Here is an 11315-nt window from a genome sequence, read left to right as displayed (position 1 = left end):
TGATAATAAATTTTTAAACGATATTCCTAACTTATGTCAACAATTAAACCATGAAACACCAGATGATATTATACGGAATTTAATGTACTCATTGAATAATGGTCCTGAATTTTTATCACGTATAGGCCAAGAGAATTCTTCATACTTTGATAATTGCATATCTCCTATTGAAACTGCAAAATATATTCTTGATGTTGCTAGGAACTGTTGAAACCTGTCAATAGGAAACATATGTAAATAGTGTGGAAAAACAGGAAGTTAAATTTTAATCTTTGTAGGATTCCGCTAGCATAAAGAGATCTCGTCAATTTTCATAGCTTCATAGCGGCTGTCCCTGACAATAGCGTATTTTCTCCAACCTAATAGGTGAGATTTTTGATTTCAATTAAAATATAAAGCGAGTAGTTATGTGCAATGTTTTTTTTGACCGACTTAAGGCGCTATTACCTCAAACGGTTAAGATGGAAATCAAAAGGCTGCTACAAAACACTTGGGAAACGGCATTGTATCGGCTTTCCCGCAACTCCACCTGTAAGGCAGGAGAGTTGCGCCACATTATTTTCGTGTGCAAAGGGAACATCTGTCGAAGCGCCTTTGCCGAATATTATCTAAGGTCAATTTGTTCTAAAAGAAGTTTCAATATTGAATCTTGCGGGCTCGACGTTGATCAGGGGATTTTTTCTCCAAAGGAAGCTGTGATCGTGGGCCAGGAGTTTGGGATTAAGCTTGAAGAACATTACTCTAAAGGGCTGGCCGCTTGCGAAATTGAGAACGCAGACTTGATTGTCCCTATGGAGTATGGCCAGTACATCCGGCTGGCTGCAATGTTGCCCAATCAGAGAGGAAAGATTAGGCTTCTGCGTGATTTTGCTCCTTGGCCTGACAGGATCACATGTAATATCAATGACCCTTTCGGTCTCGGAGAAGGTGAATTTCGTCGGTGTTTCCTAGTAATGGCAAAGGCACTTGACATGCTCCATATCCAAATGTCTCTTGCGGATAAACGACAACGATGAATCATTTGTACGCTCTGAAAGCCAAAGAAATATGGGCTTACATGAAAACTCAGGATGTCACTTTCTGGTTGATCAATATCTATTTGTTCTTGGAGTATGTACGGCCGCAGACTCTGTATCCGGTAATTGATGTATTGCCTTATTCCCAGATCATTATAGTTCTGACCCTGTGCCTTTTTCTACTCAGGGGGGCCTTTGATCTAGTTGGAAATCCCTTGAATAAGCTAGTCCTTCTTTATTCCTTGGTGGTTATTCTATCTTCCTTGTTTGCCATATCCCCGGACGAATCTTTCAAGAGTATTTCCATTTTTATGTCCTGGGTGCTCATTTATTTCCTGATCATCAATATAGTCAACACAGAGGAGCGATTTCTCATCTTCATTCTAGGGTTCTTCCTGTACAGCTTCAAAATGTCGCAATTCTCTTTTTTAAACTGGGTCGCTTCGGGCTTCAGTTTTATCCAAATTGGATCTGGTGGCGGACCTGGTTTGTTCAAGAACTCTGGAGAGTTCGGCATTCAAATGGTTATATTCCTTTCGCTTTCTGCAAGCTGCTTCGTAGCTTTGAAAGGGTATTGGTCACCAGTGAAAAAGGTGTTCTTTTTTCTTTTTCCGTTAACGGCTTTGACGGGGACGATCTCCTCGTCCTCTCGAGGCGCTTTGCTGGGTGTTGGAGGCGTACTTTTATCTCTGCTGTTGAAAAGCAGGCATAAGTTCAAGGGGCTTGTTAGCGTGGGCATGGTTGTCCTGCTTGTGTTTGCTTTTTTACCTGATCGGCAAATGGCAAGATTCCAGGCAGCAGGTACTGATGATGACTCTATTCGTCGCCTTGTTTTGTGGGAACAAGGTTTTGATTTGACCGATCGGTATCCTGTTTTAGGTGTCGGATACCACAATTGGCTGGTAGCGCTGGAAAAATTTTACCCGGATGCAAATCAGCAGGTCTGCCACAATGTGTTTATCGAGTGCGCTTCGGAACTTGGGTACACGGGGCTAATGGTTTTTCTTTTGATGATTGTTTTTACCTTTGTTAACAATGCTCAGACCCGTAGGTTGGCTTATCAATCTTCAATAAAGAATAGGTTTCTCTATTATATGGCCCATGGATTGGATAGCGCTTTAGTGGGATACTTAGTAAGCGGTTTTTTTGTCACTGTGCTGTATTACCCCTTTTTTTGGATTAATCTGGCAATGACGGTTTCTTTAAGGGAAGTTGCAAAGAAATGGTCTGTTTCTTTAGCAAACAATATTATAACCAACGACTGTAGCACGGCTACCTCTGCGATGTTGCATATGAATCAGACATCTTAAGCCTATGTCGCCTCTCATGAAAAAAACGTTATTGCTAGTGGCCAATTATGACTCAGGAGTTGGGTATGCCTGGTGGTTAATGGAAAGTTTTTGGGTCAAACTCGCAGAGCAGTATTGCCGCCAACACCAGGTTATACTCGCCTATCCCAGTATTAGCACACTGCCTCCAGCAATTGTTCAGGCTCCATTGCTGGTAATGGAACAGGATTTTAACGACTCGAGGTTTTATCAGGTTTTTTCCCAATGCCGATTTTTGCGCCGGAATAAAGTATATACAATCTATTTTTCCGATCAGCCGACATTTCATTGGCGCTACCCACTGTATCGACTTTTCGGAGTGCGATTAATCGTCGTTCATGACCATACACCTGGACTACGGACTCCTGTGAGGGGTCTAAAGGCCTGGCTTAAGCATTTGGCTCACCGGGTACCATGGTTGCCTGCTGACGGCTTTATTGGCGCCACAGAATTTGTGCGTCAACGTTTGATTAAAGTCAATTGCGTGGCTCAATCGAAGTGCTTCGCGGCCCCCAACGGTTTGCCCCCATTGGATCATTCGCTTAATGTTGTCGACCTCCACACTCTTTTCCAAATCCCGGCTGGAAGGAAAATACTGATCATGAGCGGCAGAGCCCATCGTTTCAAAGGAGTCGACTTCGTTTTGCGTTGCATGAAACACCTCCTCAGCAATGACCAAAAAAAGCTTCATTTTCTCTTTCTCGGAGACGGACCGGATCTGGAATTTTTTTTCGACATGAGTTCAGAAATGGGTATAACCAATTACTGTACCTTTGCCGGTCGGCGTCATGATGTGCCGGACCTGCTTGGTGGTGCCGATATCGCCATTCACCCTTCGCGAGGTGAAGTCGGATATTCGCTATCGATACTTGAATATATGCAGGCCGGGCTGCCGGTGGTTGTCCCTGATAACCCCTCTGTCTGTGCTGCAACAGAGCACAAGGAAAGTGGAATGATTTATGCGGAGGGAAATGTTCAGGCTGCTGCGGAAATACTGCAGCAGCTTGCAAATGATAACGCGTTGCGAACTAAGTTGGGATTCCGAGCAAGGATAGAAGTTAGAAAATATAACCTGGCGTTCAGTCATAGGGCACTGCTGGAGGCATTCGCAAAGATATACGACCGAAATGGAGTCCCATGCCTTTCTTCAGAGATACAATTATGACCACTGAAGGATCATCCTCGACGACTGGTTTCTGTCGTCTTGTGGGGCACTCGAGTATTTACGCAATGGGTAATATAGCGAGGCAACTTGCGGGTTTTCTCATGCTGCCGGTTTATACTCGTTACCTCACTCCAGCAGACTACGGAGTCGTGGGTTTGATTACCTTCGCATTGAGCTTGGCCGAGGTGCTTTTTGGCGCGCGACTTGGCCAAGCAATACCTAAATACTACTTTGACGCACATGGAAAGCTGAATAAAAATAAGGTTATCTCGACAGCTATGATCATTACCGGCGTACTTAGTGCCGGAACGTCGTTTGCCTTAGTTCTGCTTCGTGTCCCCGCATCGCAGGGCCTCTTTGGCACATCAGAATACGCTTCAATCGTTGGTCTATTTGCCCCGCAGATGATTACTCTTGCAATGGAGTCCTATTGTCTATTGTTTATACGTCTCCAGGAGCGCCCATGGCTATTTGTCAGCTTGTCGCTTGGGAAATTAGTGTTGCAATTGTCCATGAACATTTGGTTGGTGGTGTATAAAGGCATGGGAGTTATGGGTATTGCCATTAGCTCCATATCTGTCTCCAGTTTCGTTGTCCTTATACTGTTATTTTACACCTTGAGGCAAGTCGGTTGGCGGTTTGATAGGGATTTGGCTCGCCAGATGCTAAAATACTGTTGGCCGTTATGGATCTCTGGGTTTGCCGGTCTTTATATTGGTTCGGCGAATCGGTATTACTTGCGCATTTTCACTTCGCTGGATGCAGTTGGGTTGTTTGAGCTGGCTACAAAATTTAGCGCTGTTATTCCACTGCTTATATGGGATCCTTTCATGCAATACTGGCAGATAGAGCGTTTTAAGTATTATCAACGTGGGAATGCTGAGCCAGTTTATCAGAAGGTATTTCTCGTCATGAGTACCCTGATGGTGCTAACTGCGCTTACAGTCGGTATTTTGGCTGGCCCAGTGATTCGGTTCATGTCCGATGCAAAATTTTATCCCGCTGTTTATGCAGTCCCTTTCCTTGCGTTTGATGTTGTTTTTGACAAGTTGGCTCTTTATTTCAATTTCAGTTGGCTTGTGACTGGGAAGACAGGATGGATTGGCCGTAATAATTATTTAATTGCAGCTATTATTACAGTTTTTTACCTTTCTTTAATTCCTCTCGCTGGGTACATTGGAGCCGCTTTGGCCATAATGCTCGCCCATGCGGCTCAACTTTTAATTGTTCATCGAGCGTCAGCCAGATTTTACGACATGAAAATTTTGTTGAAACCGTTTTGGGTTACTGTTGCTATATCAGCGTTCGCCTGCTGGATGGCAAATGGATTGATGGCACGAGATATTTTGTGGGAAGATTTGGTTGCAAAAATATTCATTCTTTTATTTGCATGGGCATTTATTTTAATGCCAATAATGAGGAATCGGGACAATAGGCAATACATAACCCGGATTGTCAGCATGTTTTTAAAAATAAAATAATATTTTGTCTATTGAAGGGTGTTGAAAAGTGGTACGTGGTCACAGGGTAAACTAGCTGAAATTATTATATATTTTTCCCCTGCTTTTTGAGAAGAAATTCATAACTATTTGAAAATGCGTCATTCATGAATATAGCCACTTTTCTGCAAATATTTTTTTCTTAATCATTTCAGCGTATTGAAAATATTCTACCCTGTGACCACATACGAAAAGTGTTTCAGGGAAAAAGAGGCCCAGGCCGTAATAGGCTAATTTTATAGCAATAATTAAAGTCATTTCTTTTTAGCTTACAGCAAAATAGCCCAACTTCTATTAGAAAGCCTCCAGTTAATGCTTTGGAATCGTTATGGAAGTTTACGTATACGTTGCGTTTCAACATGCTTTTGTGTCCTAACACTATAATATTACTGCAAAAGTGGCGATCTTTTCAACACCCTTTATTGGTATCCAAGAAGGTTAAAAACACCGGCTTCAGCCTGGCGAATTCCCAAAAGGAATTAAGAGAAACCGAGTTTTATTTCTTGCCACGCGCGTTTTGCTTGGTGAAAGGGGGTGGCGTCTTTAGGGAATCTTGAAATTTAGGCCAAAGAGGAATCAGTGGCACTATTGTTAATTCTTAGCACAGAGGACAGACTCAATTTCCATCCTCTCATTTTTGGCTCTTGCCGTTTGTCCGCTTTTTTCTGCGGCATTCGGCAGTTTTTTACTGATTTCTCCGCTTGTAGGCAGACTTCACCCACTTGCCACAAGGAGTATCCCCATCCTATCCATATTGTAAGCCAGGTTGCGCAAGCCAATTTTTGCCCTTGCTCGGGCAATTCCGATCGTGCGCAGCAACAAATTCCCGGCTCTTTGTGCCATCATACCAAAGACATGCTCAACGCGAGAACGAATCTTGGACCTAGTCTTGTTGCCCTCCTGTTCTCGTTGCGTCAACTTGCGAGTTCCGCTTCCTTTTCGCTGAATATGCTCGCGAAAGCCTGTTTTCTTCAGGACTTCCAGACGGGCGGCAGATCGATAAGCAGAATCTGCCCAAACATCCTTGCTTGTATTGTTGGCAAGTATGTCCTCAAAAACATTGCTATCGTGCTGGGCAGCGTCCGTAACGGCATATCCACGGATCAGCTTGTGTTTCACGTCTACCGAAATGTGATTCTTGTACTCGTAGAAAGTTTTTCTGTTCTTTTTGGTCCAACGAGCGTCTACGTCCTTTTTTCTTCGCTTGTTTTCTGGCCAATCTTCCGGGGGCTTTCCCTCTTTCATTTTGGCATTCTCTTCCCGACTATTTCGCTGTTTGGGTACGTTTACCATGCTGGCATCGACTATCTGTCCCCTCATAGCTATCAAGCCGTTGCTCTAGAGTTGAGTGTCGAAGAAAGTAAACAGCTCCTCAACTATTCCTGCCTTAATCAGGTCTTCCCGAAAGCGCCAGATTGTTGTGGCATCAGGAACCTTGCTGCTGATATGCAAACCAAGAAAGCGCCCGAAAGAATGTCGGTCCAATATCTGGAACTCGGTCGCGTCATCCGACAGGTTGTACAGCGATTGAAGAATGAGCGTTTTAAACAACAAGATAACATCGTAGCCCTTTGGGCCAACATTGGACTGACGGTTCTTATCCCGAGCTTTTTCAAGACTAGGACGAAAAATCTCCCAGTCGACCACATCATTTATCTTGGTAAGCGGGTCGCCATTCTTGTCAATTTGATGAAGACGGTCCTCGAAATCAAAAAATCCTGTCTGAAACATGCTGGTCTCCTTCCGATATGCTAGGTGGCTGTTTGGCAATGACGCAGCTACAGTAACATATTTACGTAAAATCAGCTAGTTGCAATGTTATTTGCGGCCAAATTACTGCAGCTAATTTTCAAGAAACCCTTTAGTCGTCATCACCAAGCAGCGCAAACCCACCTAATTCAGTAGGTGGTAGTTCAGTTTCTATTTGGGATTAATTCATTTATGGCAAAAATTTTATTGGTATTATCAAAATCTCCATTTCCAGAACGTTCGGATGGTATAACAATACGCCTCAATCCAATTTTTAAATATCTTGGGGGACGCCACGATGTTGACCTGGTGATCGCCTGTGATCCTCGTAAGCGACGAATATATCGTGCACAAGAGGCTAGGCAATTTTGTAATTCAGTGACTGAATTTAATTATGATTCTAAAATCACTATTCTTCAAAAAATACAAACATCAATCGACCTCTTGTCCCCCAAAAGAGCCCCTTTTGAGGCAATAAAGTTCTGGAATAGAAGGCTGGCTAAGAGGGTACAGGAAAAATTGGCTAGTACCTCTTATGATGCTGTTATATTGACGGGAGATCTCGCTGATGTAGCATCAATGTTAATGTCTTTAACCGAATCACTGCCTCGTATAATTATAGAATGGACAGATTCTCCTTCGCTTCATATGTATCGTAGGATAATTGATTGCAATATTTTTTGTTATTTTTTTCGTAAGTATAGAGTTTTATTAATGAAAAGATGGGAGCGTTACGTTAACCATATTTGTGATGCGGCTGTTTATGTTACAAAAACTGATGCTATGTTTGTAAATGGTGATTTTTGTAATAATATTCATATTGTTGCAAATGGAATCGTAGATTGTGATGATAATCACGATAAGATCATTACCATTAATAAAGACAAAGATATTTTTTTGGGATTTTTGGGGAATATGGGATACGCTGCAAATGTTGCAGCTGCGCTCAGATTGTATGAGCATATTTTTCTTCCCCTAAGAAAGGAGTTTCGGAATTTAAAATTACGAATAATTGGCAGGGCGCCAACCGAAGAAATTCTATCATTAAACTCTGAAGATGTAATTGTCACTGGAGAGGTAGAGTCCATTTGGCCACATATTTATGATACGGATATTTTTGTTTTTCCTATGACAATTGGGGCGGGTTTACAAAACAAGTTGCTCGAGGCCATGCATGCTGCGAAGCCAGTAGTTGCGAGCACAATTTGCACTGGAGGGTTGGATATCGATGGTGCTGCCGCCGCGACAATCACTGCCGACACTAACCAGGAATTGTGTAACGCAGTGCGAATACTGATTATTTCTCCGGAAAGGAGGTCACTAATGGGCCAAGCTGCCCGCAGCTATGTTCAGAATTATGATTGGAGAGTTTTACTTCCAAAGTATGAAAATGTTGTCCTGGGGCGTTAGGCGCATGTCGCAATCAACGCCAATAATTAAAAACTGCCGTTGAACGTGGAAGGATAAAGTTAATATGCAAGGTACGCGTTTGTCGTATGTGTTGCGAGAGAGTTTGGGCAATATTTTTCGTGAGATCAAAGTTGCGCTTACACCGGTACCTCGGCCTGATAAGTGGCTCTTTTTGGTCGGTTGCTACAATTCTGGGACTACGCTGCTTGCAGAAATTTTAGGACGCCATCCTGACATATCTGGGTTGCCAACCGAAGGGCACTTTATCACTGATCAATTCGTCAAGGACTTCGAGGTGGGGTTGCCCCGGATGTGGGCTGGACGGGAAGAACTCTTTCGGCTTACTGAAACGGATGATGGTCCTGATCCTATACGAATTAAAAAAGAGTGGGGTATGCGCCTTGATCTGACGAGGCCTGTCCTGCTAGAAAAATCTCCCCCCAATAGTGTGCGCACCAGGTGGTTGAACCAGCATTTTATTCCAGCCTATTTTGTTGCTATTGTTAGAAATGGATATGCTGTGGCTGAAGGGATTTCCCGAAAGGGGGATCCCAAGCACCTGCGAGATGGTTGGCCTGTGGAGCAGAGCGCTTGGCAATGGAGGCGTACCAACGAGGTCCTGGAAGAAGATGCGACTTATCTTCCAAATTTTATGTGGCTCAAGTACGAAGATTTGGTCTGTGATCCTCTGACTGAGTTGAACCGAATTGCGTCGTTTGTAGGACTTCGCCCTTTCGATGGGTTCGATTCAGGAAAAGATTTCTCTATTCATGAGCGTAAGGAATCTCTTAAGGATCTGAATGCGGAAAGCATCTGTCGTCTCACCCCCGGGCAGATAAATCTAATTAATAGTGTGGCCAAGGGCACACTGACCCGCTTCGGTTACCCTTTGCTCCCTAGGAGGGCTTAAAGATGATGGGTCCCATCATGGGCAAATAACAATTGGAAATTATTGTGAAAGGTTTCAGTGTTATGTGTAATTTGTTAGAAAAAATCAGGAAGGTTGATTTGCTATCGGCCAAAGGGCGTAGGCATTTCATCTCCAAGATTCTTCAAGAAACAGCTCGCCGCACTGGAGAAAGTTTTGGTGGACCCGATTCCGCGATTTTGGTCCTGACCAACAGGTGTAATGCTCGCTGTGTTCATTGTCACAGTTGGAAAATGAAGTCAACCGGAAAGGAGTTAAGTGACGGTGAATGGAAAAAAACATTGGATGAATTGTACCGATGGGTTGGGGCAATAGATCTTGCCATCACGGGAGGAGAAACACTTTTGCGGCCTGGGGCAATTGATATTGCAGAGCATGCGGCAAGCCTTGGTTTTTGGGTTGATTATTTGACAAATGGGTACATAATGAACCGGGAGAATGCTGCTCGTTTAGTTGACAGTGGTGTCAGTCGTATCAATATCTCTTTGGATGGTAGTACGCCAGAAATTCATAATGCTGTTCGAGGGAGAGATGATTTTTTCGATCAATCGATTAATGCTTTGAAGATGCTTGTCAGTGAGCGAGATAAGCAGCAGAGAGATGTTCAAATATGGGGTAAGACTACGATCATGAACATTAATGTCGGGGATCTGCCAAATATCATTGAATTGGCGGCGGGAATTGGCTTAAATGGCGTTTTGTTTCAAGCCCTTGAGCCTATTTACTATTCAGAAGAATTGACAGATCCAAAATGGTATCAGAAAAATCCTCTTTGGGTAAAAGATTTATCTGTGGTCAGTAATAGTCTGCAAAGGTTACGGGAACAGAAGGAGGAGGGATTTCCTGTTGCCAATACTTTTGAAAGTCTTGAAATGATAAGAGAATACTTCAGGGATCCTGAGGGCCTTTCGTTTAAGGTGCATTCCCATGAGTACAACAAAAAAAAACCTGATTGCACGTCATGGTATAAAGGGCTTCAGTTTATGCCTGACGGGGGTATGAAAATGTGTTTATGGATGGAGCCCTTTGCAAATGCCCGGGAAGGGAGTTTCCGACAAGCGTGGCGCAATAGAAAAAAATGCTGGAAGGAGAATTGTGCCATGATGCAGAGAAGTGATGAAAAAGACCTTGATACATGAGTGTTCGTAAATGGAGTCTCACCGATGGACGATCAGAAACAACCAATGCGTTTTGCGAAAATACGATTATCACGAAACATTGCTTGAGTTTTAGATGTTTGAAAATTTAAAAGAAGATATCAGGACTAATGGCGGATATAAAGGGCAGAAAAAATTTTTCGAAATTCTTTGGCTTTATGCGACGAAGCCTCAGCTTTGGGCTATAACAGAATATAGATTCCGCAGGTGGGCTGACACATGTATTTTCAACATCCCTTTGTTAGGATTTTTTTTATTTATTCCTTACCGCTGTATCGTTTCAAATCTGATTTTTATCTTGACCTCCATGGAAATCAGCGTTGGCACTGAAATCGGACCAGGAATAGACATCGCTCATTGCGGGGGCCAGGTTGTCGTCGCAAAAAAAATTGGTCGAAATTGTTTTTTCGGGCAGGGTATTACAATAGGTTCTGGGAAGGGGGGGTATCCGGAGATAGGCGACAGAGTTGTTATGCATGCTGGTTGCCGAATATTCGGGGGCATACGCATTGGAGATAATGTAATTATTGGCGCGAATTCTGTCGTGCATCGCGATGTTCCTAGCAATGTGGTAGTCGGGGGTATTCCTGCTGTGATTATAAAAAAAAATGATGTATCTATGCCAGGAGAATAATCGCTTTTATTTCCTTAGTGACTTGCTGGCGGGCTGAACCAAAGGATGAACAAAAAAAAATTTATCGATATATTATTTTGGGCTGATATCAATCCACTGAAACGAGGGTCTTTTGAAGATTTCATTTGTGGACTTGCCACGGAATGTAACAAAAGAAACATAAATATCAATTTTTTGTTTGGTAGTAAAATTAGCAAGGCTGTTGAAAAAGTATTTCATGATAATCAGGTGAGTTACATTTTACTTCCAGATCATGATATTTCCTCTGTCTTTGCACTTGCAAAAATTTTGAAAAAAAACAAGCCTAAAATGATTCACTTTCATTTCATCGGGCCAGGAAGTCCGCTTGTTCCAATAGCACTTCTGTTGGGCGTGAAAAGAATCATCATGACCGATCATACATCTCGTCTAGTGAATAATGTAACTACT

General features: G+C 42.9%; 9 protein-coding genes and 1 pseudogene. 9 read left to right on the top strand and 1 reads right to left on the bottom strand.

Translation table 11 applies throughout. The features are described from left to right. Positions 1-407 precede the first annotated feature (407 nt). The 4 genes from FP815_13355 to FP815_13340 are packed head-to-tail and all read left to right on the top strand — an operon-like array spanning position 408 to position 4990. Complete coding sequence (locus tag FP815_13355) at positions 408-1016, top strand: hypothetical protein (GenBank protein ID MBA3015911.1); 609 nt, start codon at positions 408-410, stop codon at positions 1014-1016. Then, a complete protein-coding gene (locus FP815_13350) occupies positions 1013-2326 on the top strand; it encodes a hypothetical protein (GenBank protein ID MBA3015910.1) in 1314 nt (437 codons plus the stop codon). The genes FP815_13355 and FP815_13350 overlap by 4 nt, the downstream gene beginning before the upstream one ends. 4 nt (positions 2327-2330) lie before the next feature. After that, complete coding sequence (locus tag FP815_13345; protein ID MBA3015909.1) at positions 2331-3509, top strand: glycosyltransferase family 4 protein; 1179 nt, start codon at positions 2331-2333, stop codon at positions 3507-3509. Beyond that, positions 3482-4990: an oligosaccharide flippase family protein gene (locus tag FP815_13340; protein MBA3015908.1), complete on the top strand. Its 1509-nt coding sequence runs from the start codon at positions 3482-3484 to the stop codon at positions 4988-4990. The genes FP815_13345 and FP815_13340 overlap by 28 nt, the downstream gene beginning before the upstream one ends. Positions 4991-5722: 732 nt before the next feature. Here FP815_13340 and FP815_13335 read toward each other — a convergent pair. Continuing rightward, positions 5723-6739: pseudogene (locus FP815_13335) on the bottom strand (IS5 family transposase). Between the two features lie 210 nt (positions 6740-6949). Here FP815_13335 and FP815_13330 point away from each other — a divergent pair. From FP815_13330 to FP815_13310, 5 genes are all read left to right on the top strand, one after another. After that, positions 6950-8167: a glycosyltransferase gene (locus FP815_13330; GenBank protein MBA3015907.1), complete on the top strand. Its 1218-nt coding sequence runs from the start codon at positions 6950-6952 to the stop codon at positions 8165-8167. Between the two features lie 64 nt (positions 8168-8231). Next, positions 8232-9077 carry a sulfotransferase gene (locus FP815_13325; protein MBA3015906.1) on the top strand — a complete coding sequence of 282 codons (846 nt, stop codon included), beginning with the start codon at positions 8232-8234 and terminating at the stop codon, positions 9075-9077. Between the two features lie 44 nt (positions 9078-9121). Beyond that, complete coding sequence (locus FP815_13320) at positions 9122-10234, top strand: radical SAM protein (GenBank protein MBA3015905.1); 1113 nt, start codon at positions 9122-9124, stop codon at positions 10232-10234. Between the two features lie 94 nt (positions 10235-10328). Beyond that, on the top strand, positions 10329-10886 hold the full coding sequence (locus FP815_13315) for a serine acetyltransferase (protein ID MBA3015904.1): 558 nt from the start codon (positions 10329-10331) through the stop codon (positions 10884-10886). A 45-nt stretch (positions 10887-10931) separates the two neighbouring features. Continuing rightward, positions 10932-11315, top strand: a 384-nt coding sequence (locus FP815_13310; GenBank protein MBA3015903.1) for a hypothetical protein, incomplete at its 3' end; no start/stop codon positions are given.

The organism is Desulfobulbaceae bacterium, from assembly GCA_013792005.1.
Classification (GTDB): Bacteria; Desulfobacterota; Desulfobulbia; order Desulfobulbales; family VMSU01; genus VMSU01.
This window is presented reverse-complemented; position numbering and strand designations above follow the sequence as displayed.

What these genes read in the sequence shown, in the direction of transcription:
- FP815_13355 (MBA3015911.1), top strand. Translation starts at nt 408, where the DNA reads ATGTGCAATGTTTTTTTTGACCGACTTAAGGCGCTATTACCTCAAACG.
- FP815_13350 (MBA3015910.1), top strand. Translation starts at nt 1,013, where the DNA reads ATGAATCATTTGTACGCTCTGAAAGCCAAAGAAATATGGGCTTACATG.
- FP815_13345 (MBA3015909.1), top strand. Translation starts at nt 2,331, where the DNA reads ATGTCGCCTCTCATGAAAAAAACGTTATTGCTAGTGGCCAATTATGAC.
- FP815_13340 (MBA3015908.1), top strand. Translation starts at nt 3,482, where the DNA reads ATGCCTTTCTTCAGAGATACAATTATGACCACTGAAGGATCATCCTCG.
- FP815_13330 (MBA3015907.1), top strand. Translation starts at nt 6,950, where the DNA reads ATGGCAAAAATTTTATTGGTATTATCAAAATCTCCATTTCCAGAACGT.
- FP815_13325 (MBA3015906.1), top strand. Translation starts at nt 8,232, where the DNA reads ATGCAAGGTACGCGTTTGTCGTATGTGTTGCGAGAGAGTTTGGGCAAT.
- FP815_13315 (MBA3015904.1), top strand. Translation starts at nt 10,329, where the DNA reads ATGTTTGAAAATTTAAAAGAAGATATCAGGACTAATGGCGGATATAAA.